Below are 17,050 nucleotides of genomic sequence, written 5' to 3' on the forward strand. Positions count from 1 at the left end.
GTCTTCGTTCCCGGCCGAGCCGTCGCCCCCGGCCGCGTCTTCGTTCCCGGCCGGGTCATCGCCCCTGGCCGAGCCGTCGCCCCCGGCCGGGTCCCGGCCCAGCAGCAGCCGGACCACCGGCAGCACCGCGTCGGCCCGCGCGGTGTCGAGGACGGCCGCGAAGCCCGGTATGCCGGAACCGGCCGCCGTCACGCTCCCCCGCGCCGCCGGTCCGCGTCCGACCAGCTCGCCGAGGCTGCGGCGCACCCCTGGCTCGTAGGCGGAGAAGGTGCGGCGCAGCAGGGGCAGTACGTTGGTGAACGCGTCCGCCGGCACGCCGGTCAGCCAGGCGTCGATCAGGGCCAGCAGCCGCTCGTCGTGCAGGAGGAGCATGCCGCCGCCCGAGCCGCCGCCGACGAAGCCCTCGATCCAGGCCGCCGCGTCCGCCGGCGGCGTCCCCGGGGACAGCGCCAGGCCCATGAGCCGCCCCGCCTCGTCCGGGGCCAGCTCGCCGTCGTCCAGCAGGAGCCGTACGGCGCGCCCGCGGACGACGCCTGGCACGGTGTCCCGCGCGGAGAGGGTCCGCAGCACGGCTCGCCAGCGGGACCGCAGGTCGCCGTGGCGGGGCGTGGGGGCGTCGCCGAGCAGGCCCACGGCGGTGTGTACGGCGTCCACGTGGCGGCGCATCTCCTCGGCCGCGTCGGTGTCCAGGGCCGCGCAGGCCGCGGGCAGCCCGACGAAGACGCGCTCGGCGAGGCCTGCGGCGACCTCGGCCAGCGCTCCGGTGTCCGTGCCGCGCACATCGCCGTAGCGCAGCGCACGGACGAGGGCGGGCAGGGCCTCGGCGAGGTGGCCCACGTCCGTGTCGAGTGCCGCCCGGTCGGCGAGTATCCGCATCACCGGCGAGAGCGCGTCCGGCAGTTCGGCCAGCAGGCAGCGTTCGGCCAGCGCGGTGACCTCGGCGAGGCCCTGCGCGGTGACGGCGTCCGCCTCTGCCCTGGCGGTGGCGGCGGAGAGCACGGTCGTGCCCCACACCCCCGCCTCGGCGACCCGCACCGACAGCTCGGGCTCCCACCGCAGCCGCCACGTCTCCCGGAACGTGCCCGTGCTGCGGGACGCGACCGGCTCGCCCCAGCCGACGCCGAGCAGCCTCAACCGGTGTAGGAGTCTGCTGCGGGCGGCGTCGGTCTCCTTGCGCAGGTCGAGTTCCAGCTCGCGCTCCGGCGCCTCGGGCTTGAGCCGCAGCCGCCGCTGGGTGCGGGTCAGATCCCGCTGCAGGGGCACCGCCGGGGCCCCTGCCGGGACCTCGCCCAGCACGTCCCCCACCACCAGCCGGTCGTGCACCAGCGCCAGCGGCACGTCCGAGCCGTCGCACAGCACCGCCCGTACGGCGTCCGTCGTCTCGCTCAGTCCGGGCAACGGCCGTCCACGGAGCACCGCGAGCGCTTCGGCCAGCCGCGCCGCCTCTATCACGTGCGCCGGTGAGACGACCCTGTCCTCCTCGCGCAGCAGTCCGGCCACCCTGGTCAGCCATCGCTCGACGGGCCGGTCGGCCGCGGCGAACAGGTGCCCGTACCAGCCCGGCGACTCGATGCCCGCCCCGTACCCGCCCGCCCGGGACAGTCTGCGGTGGGTCCAGGGCACCCAGGTCATGTCCACCTTGGTCCTGGGCAGCCCCTTCAGCAGGGCCCGGTCGGCCGCGACGGCCGCCTTGCGTCTCAGCGCGGGCACGTGCCAGGCCCCGCAGACCACGGCCACGCCCCGGTCGAACTCCCGCCGCGCCGCACGGACCTGGAGCCGCATGTGGGCCTCCCGCACGAGGTCCCGGTCCAACGCGCCGCCCTCCTCGCCGTCCGCCTCGGTCTCGCGCAGCGCCGCCATGGCCTCCTCGAGCGCCGTGAACGGAGCGAACACGTCCCCCCGTCCCGCGCCCCGGTGCTCGATCACGTCCTCCCACCAGCGCTCGGGGTCGTCGTGCCCGGCGGCCGCGGCGAGGACGGCGAGCGGGTCGTCCCGGACGTCCGGGGGAGCCGAACCGGACTCGCCCTGCGGGTTCCGGCCGTCCGCCCGGCCCTTCGCGTCCTCGTCCGCCGCCCGCAACGCCAGCGTGTGCGCGGCGGGGAGGTCGATGAAGCGGGCCGGGACGTCGTGTTCCAGGGCCCAGCGGAGGGCCGCCCATTCGGGGGAGAACTCGGCCAGCGGCCAGAACGCCGAGCGGCCGGGCTCGTCCACGGCGTGGGCGAGGAGTGCGACCGGCGGCCGCATGTCCTCGTGGGCGGCCAGCGGGATCAGGGCGTCGGCCTCCGGCGGCCCTTCGACCAGCACGACCCCCGGCCGGGCCGCCTCGAGCGCGGCTCGCACCGCCCGGGCCGATCCCGGCCCGTGGTGACGGACGCCCAGCAGCAGCGGGCGGCCCTCTGGTCCACCGGTACCGTCCGGCCCGCCTGATGCGCCGCTCAGGCGTCCCCCGGCCCGGTCAGTGCCCGCCATGCCGTCCCCCTCGCCTACGGGTCCAGCTCGAGTCCCCGTCGTCCCCCGTCACAGCGGCCGCCGCTGCCCCACGTCCCGTCCACGGCCCGGTGCCCTTCACGCGGACACCTCCCGGCAGGCCCGGTAGAAGTCCTGCCAGCCGTCGCGTTCGCGCACGACCGTCTCGAGGTACTCCTGCCAGACGACACGGTCGGTCCCCGGGTCGCGGACCACCGCGCCGAGGACGCCCGCCGCGACGTCGCCCGGCCGCAGCACCCCGTCGCCGAAGTGGGCGGACAGCGCCAGCCCGCCGGTGACGACGGAGATCGCCTCGGCCGTGGACAGCGTGCCGCTGGGCGACTTGACCTTCGTACGGCCGTCGCCGGTCAGCCCGTCGCGCAGCTCGCGGAAGACGGTGACGACACGGCGGATCTCGTCGGTGCCGTCGGGCGCCGACGGCAGGTCGAGGGAGCGGCCGATCTGGTCGACGCGGCGGGTGACGATGTCGATCTCGGCCTCGGCGCTCTCCGGCAGTGGCAACACGACGGTGTTGAAGCGGCGGCGCAGGGCGCTGGACAGGTCGTTGACCCCGCGGTCGCGGTCGTTGGCGGTGGCGATCAGGTTGAAGCCGTGGACCGCCTGCACCTCCTGGCCCAGCTCCGGTATCGGGAGGGTCTTCTCCGACAGGATGGTGATCAGGGTGTCCTGGACGTCGGCCGGGATGCGGGTCAATTCCTCCACCCGGACGGTCATGCCCTCCGCCATCGCCCGCATCACCGGGCTGGGCACGAGGGCGTCCCGGCCCGGGCCGTGGGCGAGGAGCTGCGCGTAGTTCCAGCCGTAGCGGATCGCTTCCTCCGGGGTGCCGGCCGTCCCCTGCACCAGCAGGGTGGAGTCGCCGCTGACGGCCGCGGCGAGGTGCTCGGACACCCAGGTCTTCGCGGTGCCGGGCAGGCCGAGCAGGAGCAGGGCGCGGTCGGTGGCGAGCGTGGTGACGGCGACCTCGACGATGCGGCGCGGGCCGACGTACTTCGGGGTGATCACCGTGCCGTCGGGCAGGGTGCCGCCGAGCAGGTAGGTGGCGACCGCCCACGGCGACAGCTTCCAGCGGTCCGGACGCGGACGGTCGTCCTGCGCGGCGAGCGCGGCCAGTTCGGTCGCGAAGGCGTGCTCGGCGTGCGGCCGCAACACCTCGGCCCCGGACGTCTGCTCCACGTGTGCGGGCATGGCTGATTCCCCCTCCAGCTGAGCCGGTTCGATCTGCCGTCCACGGTGCACCACGCCACTGACAATCGCTCTGACCTGCACAAATGCTGCCGATCAGGCCATTGTCAGTGGCGGGATCTACCTTCGATGGCATGGCTCGGCGACGGGTGCCGCCGGACCACGACCCGGGTGCCGGCACCGGCATCTGACACGGCGCCACGCAGGCTGGGCGGCGAGCTCGGCACGGCGAACGCCGCGGTCCGAGGCGGGGACACGACGAGGGGAGGTGCGAGGGCCGTGCAGAAACCGGACGGGGAGGGTGCGGTGCCAAAGGCGGAGGTGCCGGTCGGAGGGGAGCGGCGCGTCGGCGGACGGCACGAGCACGCGGAGGAGACGACGTCCGCGGGCCCGCCCGCTGCCGCGTCCACGGCCGTGACCGGGGACCCCGAGGCGGCGCGGCGCCGGGCGGAGCGGCGGGCCGAGCGGATCACCGCGGGCGCGACGGAGCTGGAGCAGCGCCTCGTGGATCTCCTGCGCGGCGGTCTGGCCGGCGCCGAACAGGCGGGGCACGGGCTGTGGGAGGAGACGGCGGCCCGCATGGTCGACGCCCAGGCGCCCGGCCTGGCCTCGCGTGTACGGGAGCTGGGGTCCATACCGTCGTCGGGGCCCGGCTGGCCGGTGCGGCTGCTCGAGGAGTGCGCTCTGCTCCACCTTCTCGGCCAGGGCTGGTTGCGCCGCGAGCGACTGCCGGACGGCCTGGCGGCGACGGTCCGTTCACGCGTAGGCCTGAAGGCGGCCGCGGACGGCCCGCCGGTGCGGGACCACTGGCTGGTCCTCGCCCAGTACGACACCGCGGACGCCCGGCTGACGACCCGTCGCGTCTGGCTGCACGGCGCGGAGTCGGACCGCACGGCGCTGCTCCTCTCCTACGGAGCGGCGGGCCGGGCGCCGGAGCTGACGCTGCCGGTGGGGCTGGCCCTGGACGCGGAGCTTTCGGCGTATCCGGGTGCGGGACGGCAGCGGGCGGCCCTCGGCCGGTGTTTCGCACCGCCCGAGCCCACGCCGGTACGCCCGAGAGGGCTCACGACCGCGCAGGCGGCCGTCCGTTACGGCGAGGCTCTCCGCGCCGACCCGTGGCTGGACTCGGTGCCGGTGGCCCTGGACCGGGTGGTTCCCGTACCGGACGGCGACGGCTGGCAACTGGCGGACGCCGACGGGGACACGGCGCTGCCGCTCACTCGGACCGCCGCGAACCAGTCGGGTCTGTGGCGGCTGGTCGCCCTGTCGGGCGGTGCGCCCGTCACGGTCTTCGGCGAGTGCGGACACCGCGGCTTCAGACCGCTGACGGCCTGGCCGGCCGGGCCGGGCCCGGCAGTACCGCTGAGCTGACCCGCCCCGGGCGACGGGACGGGAACGGAACGGAGGGGAACCACTTGACCAGGACGCCCACCCCCACGGACACGTCCGCACCGACGGCCACCGTGCCGGGGTCAGCCGTCGAACCCACGGCCTCGACACCGGCCGACGGGGCCGTGGGGTCCCTCGCGCCCGAGGCAGGCATCGCGCGACGGGCAGGAGCCACACCCACGGTTGACGCCACACCCATGGTTGGCGCCACCCCCCGGACCGCCGCCGTCCAGGCAACGGCGGCGAAAGAACCCGCGGCCGAATCGAGCCGCGATCCGGCGTCCGGCCCCGGGCCCCTTCCGGCACAAGGACCGGTGCCGGTGTCGGCACCGCCACCCGTATCTGCACCCGGCATCCGCTCTGCGACCTCCCCGGCGCCAGGAGCCGCCGCGCCCGCTCCCGGCACGCCGCCGGAGGGTGTCTCCGTACGTGTCTCCGTACGGGGGGCGGGGGCCGAGGCGTTCACCCGGTCGGCGTCGGGCCGCCCACCGGCGGCGGCCTCGGCCCCGCCCGCGGAGGGTGGCGCCCCACCCGCGCAGGCTTCCGGGCCCGGCGTGTGGGAGGGGCTGGTCACCTCGGCACTGCTGGGTACGGACCGGCGTACCCCACCGGGCGGCGAACGCGGGCCGGGTGCCGCCGCGGCGCTGCTGGACGCCGCGGCCGCGGAAACCGTTCGCCGGCGCGCAGGACTGCGCCCGGCCCGCGCGGCCCGGCGCCTCGAAACCGCACCCGAGGACCCCCGTCCGCCGCTGCCCGCCGCGGCTGCCCGACGGCTCACGACGCTGCTCACCGACCGCCCCGGCACGGCGGGCGGCGGCCGCAGAGGCAGCACGCCCGACCTGATGGAGCTGCTGCCCCAGTGGCTGGCGACGGCGAACGCCCGCGGTTTCGCGGCGCCGCCCCAGGCCCTTCCGGCGCTGCTGGACGCGGCGCGAGGCCGTACGGACCTGCGGCCGGCGGCGCTGACCTTCGCGGGGCCCCGTGCCCTGTGGCTGGCCCGGCTGAATCCGGACTGGCGGTTCGCCCTGCGCGCGACACACGGTGGCGTTGCCGCGCTGTCCGGTGCCGGTGCCACGGAGCGGGTGCGGCGGCTGTGGGACGAGGGCTTGTTCGCCGAGCGGGTCGCCGTCCTGGCGTCCCTGCGCGCCCGCGACCCCGCCGGCGCACGCGAGTTGCTCGCGTCGACCTGGGCGACGGAACGGGCCGAGGACCGCCTGATGTTCCTGGACTCGCTGCGGACGGGGCTGGAAGCGGCGGACGAACCGTTCCTGGAGCAGGCGCTGGCCGACCGCAGCCGCAACGTTCGGGCCACGGCTGCGGAGTTGCTGTCGGCACTGCCGCATTCGGCACTGGCCGCGCGGATGGGGGCGCGAGCCGCGTCGTGCGTGTCCCTCGACCGCACCCTCGCCCCGCCGGCGATCGTCGTCGAGGCGCCCCACGAGTGCGACGCGGGCATGGAGCGGGACGGCGTGGTGGCCAGGCCGCCCGCCGGCCGGGGTGAACGGTCCTGGTGGTTCGGCCAGTTGATGGAGGCGGCCCCGCTCGGCACCTGGCCGGACCGGCTCGGGGGGCGCACCCCCGAGGAGATCGTCGCTCTGCCGGTGTCGGAGGGATGGCAGAGCGAGCTGCACGCCGCGTGGTGCCGCGCGGCGGTACGACAGCGCGACGGCGCCTGGGCGAGGGCCCTGCTGGGAGCGCCCACGGCACCCGAGGCCGGTGGTCCGGGGGCGGTGTCGCTGGCCGAGCGGGCCAAGCTGCTCGGCACGCTGGACGCCGGTGAACGCGCCGAGTGGGTGGCGGGGTTCATCGCGACGCACGGGCTGTCCGAGGCGTTCCAGCTGCTCGGCATGTGCGCGGTGCCGTGGGCCGCGCCGCTCGGCCGGGCAGTGGTCGACGCCCTCAACATCGCCCGGGACGCCGGGAGCTATCCGTGGAGTTTCAGCGGTGTCATGGGCCTGGCCGAGCGCTGCCTCGACCCCTCGGAGGCGGGCCGCCTCGACGGCCTGCTGGCGATACCGGACGAGCCGGAGGACGCGTCGCCGGGGGCCGGGGGGTACTGGGCGGAGGCGTTCCAACGACTGGTCAGGACGTTGCGGTTGCGGGCGACGATGGCCGAAGAGCTCCGGGCGGGGTAGAGGGAGGGCGCCGCGATCGGCGCGGGACGTGCCGTCGCACAGGGCCCGGCAGCGACGGAGCGGGGCCGGCGAGCCAGGCACCGCGACGCCCACCGACGGCTCCCGACGCCTTCCGCGCCCGGTAGCCGATGCCCACCGGCACGCGGCTCCACACCCACCGGAGCGCGGTTCCGCAGCCGTGGCACACGGTTCCGCACCCGTCGGCGCACGGGCCCGCCGTTGTTCCCTCCCGGGCGCGCTCTCCACAGGGACGCCACCGCGGGCCACGGCGGTCCGAGACGGCGCACCCCGGCGGCACCGGTGCGGGATGCACCGGCCCGGCGGGTCGGCGGCGGCCGGGGCTACGCCCCCGCGTGCTCCCGCACGTTCGCCCGCACCCAGTCCACGATGGACGCCGTGGTCGCACCGGGCGTGAAGATCTCCGCGACGCCCTTCTCCTTCAGCGGAGCGATGTCCGCCTCCGGGATGATCCCGCCGCCGAAGACCAGGATGTCGGCCGCGTCCCGCTCCCGGAGAAGCTCGATCACGGCGGCGAACAGCGTGTTGTGCGCACCGGAGAGGATGGACAGCCCGATCGCGTCGGCGTCCTCCTGGATCGCGGTGTCGACGATCTGCTCGGGAGTCTGGTGGAGCCCGGTGTAGATGACCTCCATACCGGCGTCGCGCAGGGCCCGCGCGATCACCTTGGCCCCGCGATCGTGGCCGTCGAGCCCCGGCTTGGCCACCACCACGCGGATCGGACCGGCTGCCACACCCATCACTGCCTCCATGAAGCGACTACATCCATCCGTACCGACAAGTACCGCACACTTCGCGTCTCGCGGCGCGGAGACCCCGCACCACGGTGTCCGGGGAAGTGAACGAACGTTATCGCCAGCATCCCGCAACCGGCAGTTTCGCGGTGGATACAGAGGGGGAAATCACACGGTGGGACACGTTCGCCACGCACCGCTCAGCGGGCGCGGCGGCACTTGCGCACGGAGCGCCACAGCGAGGACGGCACAGCACAGCGGCGAGCGAGCCTCGTCGCCGTTTCAGCTCACCACACGGACCCAGCAGACGACCCACCCCACACACACCATGCACCCCATGCGATCCACAGGTCTCGCGTGACCCACTGGGCTCTGAGACCTGCCTGAACCTCGCGAACATCACCCATCACTGGTGTCACGGCGCTCCACGAGGGCACACGGAGGACAGAGGCGTCCCTGCGCGTGCCGACAGGAGGTCGGCCCATGAAGGTCACCACGGCAGCACTGCCCCTTCTCCCGCTTTTCCAGCGTCTCCTGCCCGATCTGCCGGGGATTCCAGGGCTCCCCGCGATCCCCGGGCTCCCTTCGATTCCGGGACTGTCCGACGTGGCAGCGCTTCCAGGACGACTGACCGGGCTTTCCCTGACCCTCCTGAAGGCGAGCGCCCTGGAGGCGGCGATCCTCGCCGGGCACCTTCTCCTGTATCCGTCCGGGATCATCCAGGAGCGCCGTCCGTCCCAGGCGGTCCGTCCGACGGACGCCCACGCCCCGCAGCCTTCGCCCCCGGCCCCCAGACTCCCGGCCCCCGCCAGTCCCCCGGTCGTCCTGCTGCACGGTTTCATCGACAACCGCTCGGTTTTCCTGCTGCTGCGCCGCAGCCTGGCCCAGCACGGCAGGCGCGAGATCGAGTCACTGAACTACTCCCCCCTGACCTGCGACATCCGCACCGCCGCCGAGCTGCTCGACCGGCACGTCGAGGAGATCTGCGAGCGGACGGGCAGCGAGCGCGTCGACGTCGTCGGGCACAGCCTCGGCGGCCTGATCGCGCGCTACTACGTGCAGCGTCTCGGCGGAGACCGGCGGGTGCGCACCCTCGTGACGCTCGGTACTCCGCACGCCGGCACCAAGGTGGTCCCCCTGGCGAACGCGCACCCGATCGTGCGCCAGATGCGCCCCGGGTCGCCGGTGATCGAGGAGCTGACCCGGCCGGCGCCCGGTTGCCGTACGCGGTTCGTCAGCTTCTGGAGCGACCTGGACCACGTGATGGACCCGCTGGAGACGGCCTGCCTCGACCACCCCGACCTGACCGTGGAGAACGTACGGGTGAGCGGCATCGGACACCTCGCGCTGCCCGTGCACCCCGCCGTGGCCACCGGGATACGGCAGGCGCTCGACACCGCCGAACCGGAAACGGGAACCGAGACGGCAACCGGAACGGGCACGGGACCGGGCAAGCCCGCCGGCGGGCTCACCGTCGCCTGAGGCCGGGCACCAGGGGAAGCAACAGGAGAGGCGGGAGACGGAGCAAGAGGGCGGAGCAGAACGCGAAACAACCCGTTCGGACTCGAACAAGGGTCGAACACAAACCCAAACCCGTGCCCGCCCTCCCCCAAAACACGGCCGATTGCCCGTTTCCTTCGCGCGCGAAACCTGCGGAAGATTGTCGTGCCCGTATACCGCCGGGTACAGTCGCCGCACTGCTCTCGCAGCCCCTGTTGTCGAGGCGAAAGAGAAGTTGGTGAACGACCGTCACCCGTCGGGGACCAGGAACACCCCGGCTTCGGCCTCCGACGCCGATTCGGCGCAGTACGCGTCGTACGGCACAGGGGAGGCCCAGTACGGCGACCTCACCACGTACGGCGGATACGACGCCACCGGTTTCGCCACCGGCGGTTCCGACACCTCGGCCTTCGACGCGGACCCCCTGTTCGGCAGCATGCCGGGCCACTATGCCGGAACCCACGAGGCCACAGGCTCGTACGACGCCACCCAGTGGTCCACCGGCGGGGCGCAGACCCTCCACTACGACGCGTACGCGGCCCAGCACCAAGCCGCCTACGACACCGGCGCCTACGACACGACGACCTGGACGGCCGGGTACCAGCAGCCGGGCTCCGTGTCGCCGCAGGCGACGGGCACCGAGGCCACCGGGCAGTGGGACACCGGCGCCTGGAGCCCGCCGGACCAGTCGGCGGACCCGGCCGACGGGACCCAGCAGTGGCACTGGGGCACGCAGACCTTCGAAACCGGCACTTTCGAGACCGCCGCGTTCGAGACCGCCGCATTCGAGACCGGCACATTCGAAACCGGCTCCTTCGCGACCGGCACACACGACACCGGCGCCTTCGAGACGAGCGCCTTCGCGGTCGGCACGCTCCACACCGGCGCGTTCGCGGGCGGCCCGGTGGACACCGGCGCCTACGACGCCACGCAGTGGAACGCGGACGGCACCGTCACCGACGCGGTCGACGAGCCGGCGCGACCGGCCGAGCACCCCGCACCCGACGCCACGCCGGACGACGCTCCCGCATCCGGGGACACCCGACCCCCCTCGTACGACGGCGAGCTGGCCGCCACCGGCGAACTCCCCACCGTGACCGCGCTCCTGGACGACCAGGAAGAGGTCACGTCGGCCCCACGGATCCCTGCCGCACGCACCGGCCCCTCCCGCGCCGGGACGCGTTCCCGTCGCCGCCAGCCCGCCAAGCGCTCCGCGCTGCTGACCATCGCGGTGCCCTCGGCCTGCGTGATGAGCGTCGCCGGTATCGCGGCCGCCTCAGTCGGCAGCCTGACCGGCGACGAGGGCACGGACACCGCGGCTTCCGCACCGGACCCCGGCAACGCGAAGGCCGCGCCGGTGAAACCGTCCGCCGCCAACAACAAACTGGACACCCAGCTCACGAGCCTCGCCGCCGGAGCCGACGACTTCGCGGACCGCGCCAGCCGTACGCAGGAGCGCATCGACCTCAAGGCCGAGCAGGCCGCCGAGAAGAGGCGCGCGGCGGAGGAGGCGGCCCGCAAGGAGCGGCTGCGCCCCAAGTTCGCGCTTCCGGTGGCGCAGCACGGCCTCAGTGCGTATTACGGACAGGCTGGCATCAACTGGATGTCCGTCCACACCGGCATCGACTTCCCCGTGTCGTACGGGACGAAGGTGATGGCGGCGACCGACGGCACCGTGCGGACGCAGTACAACAGCGCGTACGGCAACATGATGATCGTGACCGCGAAGGACGGCACGGAGACGTGGTACTGCCACCTCTCCAGCTACCAGGTCCCCTCCGGCACCACCGTGAAGGCGGGCGACGCGATCGCGTTCTCCGGCAACTCGGGCAACTCCACCGGCCCGCACCTGCACTTCGAGGTGCGCCCCGCGGGCGGCTCGTCGATCGACCCGCTTCCGTGGCTGCGCAGCCACGGCCTCAACCCGTCGTGACGCCGTAACGTCTCAGCAGCCGGCCGGGCGGTGACGGGCGGCCCGGGCCGGCGCCCGGGACCTCACCGCACCGCCCCGCAACACGTCCTCAGAGCTTCTCCACCGGCGCGTACCGCAGCAGCAGCCGCTTCGGCTTGGTGTCCCCGAAGTCGATCGTCGCCTCGGCGTTGGACCCGGTGCCCTTGACCCCGACCACCGTGCCGAGCCCGAACTGGTCGTGCGTGACGCGGTCGCCGACCGCCAGCGAGACCGTCGGCTGCTCGGCGCCGGCCGACCGGCGGGTGGCGAAGCCGGACACGCCCGACGCCGAGGAACGGGAACGGGACGAGGACAGCGAGGCCGCCACGCCCGAGACCGGCGCGGAGGGCGCGGGGCCGTTCGCCCCGGTGCGCTTCCACTCCAGGTGGGGCGCCGGAATCTCCTCCAGGAACCGCGAGGGCGGGTTGTACGACGGCTGGCCCCAGGCGCTGCGCAGCGTCGACCGGGTCAGGTAGAGGCGTTCGCGGGCGCGGGTGATGCCGACGTAGGCGAGGCGGCGCTCCTCCTCCAGCTCCTTGGCCTGGCCGAGGGCGCGCATGTGCGGGAACACGCCGTCCTCCATGCCGGTGAGGAAGACGACCGGGAACTCCAGGCCCTTGGCGGTGTGCAGGGTCATCAGGGTGACGACGCCGTCGCCGTCCTCCTCGTCGGGGATCTGGTCGGAGTCCGCGACGAGCGCGACCTTCTCCAGGAAGTCGGCCAGTGTCCCGGCCTCCTCGCCCTCGGCACGCTCCTGTTCGAACTCCAGGGCGACGGCCGCGAGTTCCTGGAGGTTCTCGATGCGGGTCTCGTCCTGCGGGTCGGTGGAGGCCTGCAACTCCGCCAGGTACCCGGTGCGTTCGAGGATCGCCTCGAGGACCGTCGCCGGTCCGGCGCCGGACTCGACGACGGTGCGGAGATCCTCCATGAGGGTGTTGAACCGCTTGACGGCGTTCGCCGAACGCGCGGCCATGCCGTACGCCTCGTCGACGCGCCTCAGCGCCTGCGGGAAGCTGATCTTCTCGCGCTGGGAGAGGGCGTCGATCATCGCCTCCGCGCGGTCACCGATGCCGCGCTTGGGGACGTTGAGGATGCGGCGCAGCGGCACCGAGTCCTCCGGGTTGGCCAGCACCCGCAGGTAGGCCAGGACGTCCCGGACCTCCTTGCGCTCGTAGAAGCGGACGCCGCCGACGACCTTGTAGGGCAGGCCGGTGCGGATGAAGACCTCTTCGAAGACACGGGACTGGGCGTTGGTCCGGTAGAACACCGCGACGTCGCCCGCCTTGGCCTCGCCCGCGTCGGTGAGGCGGTCTATCTCGTCGGCGACGAACTGCGCCTCGTCGTGCTCGGTGTCGGCGACGTATCCGGTGATCCGCGCGCCGCTGCCCTGGTTGGTCCACAGGTTCTTGGGACGGCGTGACTCGTTGCGCTCGATGACCGCGTTGGCGGCGCTGAGGATGGTCTGCGTGGAGCGGTAGTTCTGCTCGAGCAGGATCGTCGTCGCGTCCGGGTAGTCCTCCTCGAACTGGAGGATGTTGCGGATGGTGGCGCCGCGGAAGGCGTAGATCGACTGGTCGGCGTCGCCCACCACGCACAGCTCGGCGGGCGGCACCTCGGCCTCGGGCGGCACGTCGACGGGGTGCTCCGAGGCCCCGCCGACCAGCTCGCGCACCAGGGCGTACTGGGCGTGGTTGGTGTCCTGGTACTCGTCGACCAGGACGTGGCGGAAGCGGCGGCGGTAGTGCTCGGCGACGTCCGGGAAGGCGCGGAGCAGGTTGACCGTCGTCATGATCAGGTCGTCGAAGTCGAGGGCGTTGGCCTCGCGCAGCCGTGCCTGGTACATGGCGTAGGCCTGGGCGAGGGTCTTCTCGAAGCCGTCGGCGGCCTGGGCGGCGAAGTCCTCCTCGTCGATCAGCTCGTTCTTCAGGTTGCTGATCTTCGCACTGAACGACTTGGGTGGGAAGCGCTTGGGGTCCAGGTCCAGGTCGCGGCAGACCAGTGCCATGAGCCGCTTGGAGTCGGCGGCGTCGTAGATCGAGAACGACGAGGTGAAGCCGAGCTTCTTCGACTCGCGGCGCAGGATGCGCACGCACGCGCTGTGGAAGGTCATCACCCACATCGCGTTGGCGCGCGGGCCGACGAGCTGCTCCACGCGCTCCTTCATCTCGCCCGCGGCCTTGTTGGTGAAGGTGATCGCGAGGATCTGGCCCGGGTGGACGCCGCGCTCGGCCAGCAGGTGGGCGATGCGGTGGGTGAGCACGCGGGTCTTGCCGGAGCCGGCACCGGCCACGATGAGCAGCGGGGAGCCGGAGTGGACGACGGCGGCCCGCTGGTTCTCGTTCAGCCCTTCCAGGAGGGCGGCCGGGTCCAGGGCCGGGCGCGGGGCGCCGTCCCGGTAGTGGGTGTCCCGGTCCGGAGGCACGTCGAACTTCCCGCCGAACAGATCGTGCGGAACCGGCTCCGGTCCGTGATCGCCCTCGGGCGGCGGCGGAGGTTCCTCCTCGTGACCCCGGGGGGTCTGGAGGCTCGCCAGGAAGCTGTCGTCAAAGAGGCTGCTCATCGCTCTCCGAGTCTAGGGCGCCCCACCGACATCCCGGTGCCACCCCGGAAAACGCCCACCGCCACCCGGCGCGGACACGCCCTGCGACCAGCGGAACCACGAAGAGTGACGCCCACCACCGCCCCGGAGGCACCCCCGCGAAAGGTCACGAAAATGTATCGGGCATATCACCCGCCAACCTTCACAGCGGCCACACGAGTTGGCTACGGTGCGGGGCAGGCCGCTCGACCCCCTCCGGCGAACCTCGCCGGGCCGCGCGGCCTCCGCCGAGTCCGGCCTGCCCGCACGGCATCCGGAGCCGGGGACCCACCGAGACCTTGGGGTGAATCGGCCGCACCGCCCTCGCCGAGACCATGAGGGCGGCCCGCCGTAGGGCAACCCTTCCGCGCCACACCGCCCGAACCCGACAGCTAACCCGGTAGGCGGAGCACTGGAAGGAGTCGCCTCCTTGGCGTCGCACCGCAAGTCGCGTCCCACCGGCACCCGCGTCGGGGGGATACGGACCCCGGCCCTGGCCACCGCGGCCCTCACCTCCGTCGCCCTGCTGTCCCAGACGGCCAACGCCACGCCTTCGGACGACCGGCCGACCCTCGAAGAGGTCGAGAAGAAGGTCGACGACCTCTACCGCCAGGCCGGGTCGGCGACCGAGAAGTACAACGCGGCCAAGGAGAAGACCTCCAAGCAGCGCAAGAAGGTCGACGGTCTCCTCGACGACGTCGCCAAGCGCACCCAGAAGCTCAACGACGCGCGCGAGGAGCTGGGCTCCTTCGCCTCCGCCCAGTACCGCACGGGTGCCGCGGTCCCGGAGACCGCGACCCTGCTGCTCGCGGACTCGCCGCAGGACTACTTCGACCAGAACCAGCTGATGGACCGGCTCACCGGCCGGCAGAAGAGTGCCGTAGACGACTACGTCACCCAGCAGTCCGAGACGATGAAGAAGCGCCGGGAGGCCACCGAGAGCCTCGAGACGCTCACCGAGTCGCAGAACGACCTCAAGACGGCCAAGTCGACCGTCCAGAAGAAGCTCGCCACCGCGCGGAAGCTGCTCTCCGAGCTGACCGCCGAGGAGAAGGCCCGGCTGGCGGCGATCGAGAAGAAGAAGCAGCAGGAGGCCGCCCGCAAGGCCGCCGAGCTGGCGAAGCAGCAGGCGGAGGAGGCAGCCGAGCGCAAGCGGCAGGAGGAGGCCGCCCAGCAGCAGGAGAGCGGCTCCGGATCCGCGGATACCTCCGGCGGCGCCGGTTCCTCGGACTCCTCGGGCTCGTCGACGCCGGGCACCTCGGCCGGCACCAAGGCCGGCAAGGCGATCGCCTTCGCCCGCGCCCAGATCGGCAAGCCGTACGTCTGGGGCGCCACGGGCCCCGACTCCTACGACTGCTCGGGCCTCACCCAGGCCGCCTGGAAGGCCGCGGGCGTGACGCTGCCGCGCGTCACCTACGACCAGGTCAACGCCGGCACGACCGTCCCCGTCTCCCAGGCACAACCCGGTGACCTGGTCTTCTTCTACGACGACATCAGCCACGTCGGCCTGTACATCGGCGACGGCATGATGATCCACGCCCCGAAGCCGGGCGCGTACGTCCGCGAGGAGTCCATCTTCTACGACGGCGAGTCGTCGATCTACAGCGTGGTGCGCCCCGCCTGACCAGCACTGTTCTCTACCATCGTGGCCATGTCATCGGCCACCCACCACCCCTCCGCGCTGCGCACCTGGCTGGCGCGGCGTCCACCGGCGGCCGGGGCCGCGGTGATGGCGACCGGCATCGTGTCGGTCGCCCTGCATCTGACGGGCCGCGAGGTCCTGTCCCGGATCGCCCTGGTCCTGGCCTGTGTCGCCTGGCTGATACTGGCCGCGAACTTCGTCTACCTGCTGTTCGCGGACCGGCCGCAGTGGATCGAGCGGGCGGGGACGCCGGGCGCGCTGACGGCCGTCGCCGCGACGACCGTGGTCGGCACCCGTTTCGCGCTGCTGGGCTGGTCGCTCCTGGCCTCGGTGCTGCTGGCGCTGGCGGCCGTGCTGTGGCCGTGGCTGCTGCTCCTGGTGGTGCGGCACTGGGGGCGGCGGATGCCCGGGGCGGTGTTCCTGGGCTGCGTGGCCACGGAGGGACTCGCCGTGCTCGCCGCGACGCTGTCCGCGGCCACCTCGACGCCCTGGCTGGCGCACGCGGCGCTGGTGCCGTTCTGGCTCGGGATCGTGCTCTATCTGATCGCGCTGTTCCGCTTCGACCTGCGGCAGGTGGCCCGGGGCGCCGGGGACCACTGGGTGGCGGGCGGCGCGCTCGCCATCTCGGCCCTCGCCGGGGCCAAGCTGCTCGCGGCGGCCGGGACCGGCATGTACCTGTGGAACGCCGACGACCAGGCCGTCCTGCACGACCTGACCGTCTTCCTGCTCGCCCTGGACCTCGCCTGGTACGCCGTGCTGCTGACCGCCGAGATCGCCTGGCCGCGTCTCGGCTACGACGTACGCCGCTGGTCGACGGTCTTCCCGCTCGGCATGACGGCGGCGGCGACGCTGTCGGTGTCCGCCGTCGTCGACGTCCCGTGGCTGGACGCGCCGGGCCGGGCGCTGCTGTGGATCGCGGTGGCCGGTTGGCTGGCGGTCGCCACGGGGGCGGTCGTCCGGGCCCGCTCCGGGCTGCGGTCCGCGGCAGCGGGCTCCGGGGCGGCGGTCAGGTCCACAGCACCGCGATGAAGACGTTCACCAGGGTCAGCCCGCCCACCAGGCCGAACAGCGGCTTCTCCACCTTCTCCTCGTCGCGCTTCACGTAGACCAGGCCGAGGATCACGATCAGCACGGCGAGCTTCACGCCCATCTTGACGTTGTCGACGGAGTAGTCCTGGGCCTGGTTGAGGCCGATCAGGACGGCACCGGTGACCAGCATCGTCAGCGCGCCGTGCAGCATCGCGGGGGTGAACCGGGCCGCGCCCCGGCCCATCGCCTTCATCTGGGTCAGGAAGCCGCCGAGGAGCGCGGCGATACCGATGATGTGCAGGCCGACGAAGATGTGGATGAGTACGTCCATGAGGCCGGAGCCTAATGAGCGCCCGGACGCGCCCGGACACCGGCCCGCCCCGCCCGCCCGGGCGCCCATAA

The 17,050-nt window shown here is 73.4% G+C and carries 10 protein-coding genes, 1 pseudogene and 1 riboswitch; of the genes and pseudogenes, 6 read left to right on the forward strand and 5 right to left on the reverse strand.

Features of this window, described 5'->3' with window-relative positions:
• Nucleotides 1–60: 60 nt before the first annotated feature.
• Nucleotides 61–2,469, reverse strand: a pseudogene (locus NI25_RS14995) (DUF5682 family protein); the annotation flags it as partial.
• Between the two features lie 96 nt (nt 2,470–2,565).
• Nucleotides 2,566–3,675: an ATP-binding protein gene (locus tag NI25_RS15000; RefSeq protein ID WP_061442952.1), complete on the reverse strand. Its 1,110-nt coding sequence runs from the start codon at nt 3,673–3,675 to the stop codon at nt 2,566–2,568.
• 126 nt (nt 3,676–3,801) lie between these two features.
• Here NI25_RS15000 and NI25_RS15005 point away from each other — a divergent pair, with 126 nt between their 5' ends.
• Both NI25_RS15005 and NI25_RS15010 read left to right on the forward strand, forming a co-directional pair.
• Entirely contained in the window at nt 3,802–5,043 is a 1,242-nt protein-coding gene (locus tag NI25_RS15005; RefSeq protein ID WP_061442953.1) for a hypothetical protein, read from the forward strand.
• 572 nt (nt 5,044–5,615) lie between these two features.
• Nucleotides 5,616–7,196, forward strand: coding sequence for a DUF5691 domain-containing protein (locus NI25_RS15010; protein WP_061442954.1), 1,581 nt, complete (start codon nt 5,616–5,618; stop codon nt 7,194–7,196).
• A 341-nt stretch (nt 7,197–7,537) separates the two neighbouring features.
• On the opposite strand, the gene NI25_RS15015 is transcribed toward NI25_RS15010, so the two are convergent.
• Nucleotides 7,538–7,954 (reverse strand): cobalamin B12-binding domain-containing protein, encoded by a 417-nt coding sequence (locus NI25_RS15015; protein ID WP_007444094.1) that lies wholly within the window; start codon nt 7,952–7,954, stop codon nt 7,538–7,540.
• A 477-nt stretch (nt 7,955–8,431) separates the two neighbouring features.
• Between NI25_RS15015 and NI25_RS15020 the strand changes: the two genes are divergently transcribed.
• Together NI25_RS15020 and NI25_RS15025 are read left to right on the forward strand one after the other, a co-directional pair.
• The gene (locus NI25_RS15020) at nt 8,432–9,430 is read left to right on the forward strand and encodes an esterase/lipase family protein (RefSeq protein ID WP_061442955.1); all 999 of its coding nucleotides are present in this window, start codon (nt 8,432–8,434) and stop codon (nt 9,428–9,430) included.
• A 256-nt stretch (nt 9,431–9,686) separates the two neighbouring features.
• Entirely contained in the window at nt 9,687–11,381 is a 1,695-nt protein-coding gene (locus NI25_RS15025) for a peptidoglycan DD-metalloendopeptidase family protein (RefSeq protein WP_061442956.1), read from the forward strand.
• A gap of 88 nt (nt 11,382–11,469) precedes the next feature.
• On the opposite strand, the gene pcrA is transcribed toward NI25_RS15025, so the two are convergent.
• Nucleotides 11,470–13,959 (reverse strand): DNA helicase PcrA, encoded by a 2,490-nt coding sequence (pcrA, locus tag NI25_RS15030; protein WP_061442957.1) that lies wholly within the window; start codon nt 13,957–13,959, stop codon nt 11,470–11,472.
• A 254-nt stretch (nt 13,960–14,213) separates the two neighbouring features.
• Nucleotides 14,214–14,401, forward strand: a riboswitch (cyclic di-AMP (ydaO/yuaA leader).
• 6 nt (nt 14,402–14,407) lie between these two features.
• Between pcrA and NI25_RS15035 the strand changes: the two genes are divergently transcribed.
• Together NI25_RS15035 and NI25_RS15040 are read left to right on the forward strand one after the other, a co-directional pair.
• Nucleotides 14,408–15,601: a C40 family peptidase gene (locus NI25_RS15035; protein WP_061442958.1), complete on the forward strand. Its 1,194-nt coding sequence runs from the start codon at nt 14,408–14,410 to the stop codon at nt 15,599–15,601.
• Between the two features lie 27 nt (nt 15,602–15,628).
• Nucleotides 15,629–16,648 (forward strand): tellurite resistance/C4-dicarboxylate transporter family protein, encoded by a 1,020-nt coding sequence (locus NI25_RS15040; RefSeq protein WP_061442959.1) that lies wholly within the window; start codon nt 15,629–15,631, stop codon nt 16,646–16,648.
• Here the strand turns inward: NI25_RS15040 and NI25_RS15045 are convergent.
• Nucleotides 16,626–16,979, reverse strand: coding sequence for a hypothetical protein (locus NI25_RS15045; RefSeq protein WP_061442960.1), 354 nt, complete (start codon nt 16,977–16,979; stop codon nt 16,626–16,628). The two genes, NI25_RS15040 and NI25_RS15045, sit on opposite strands and share 23 nt — an antisense overlap.
• Nucleotides 16,980–17,050: the final 71 nt, after the last annotated feature.

It is taken from the genome of Streptomyces sp. CCM_MD2014, assembly GCF_000772045.1.
GTDB lineage: Bacteria > Actinomycetota > Actinomycetes > Streptomycetales > Streptomycetaceae > Streptomyces > Streptomyces salinarius.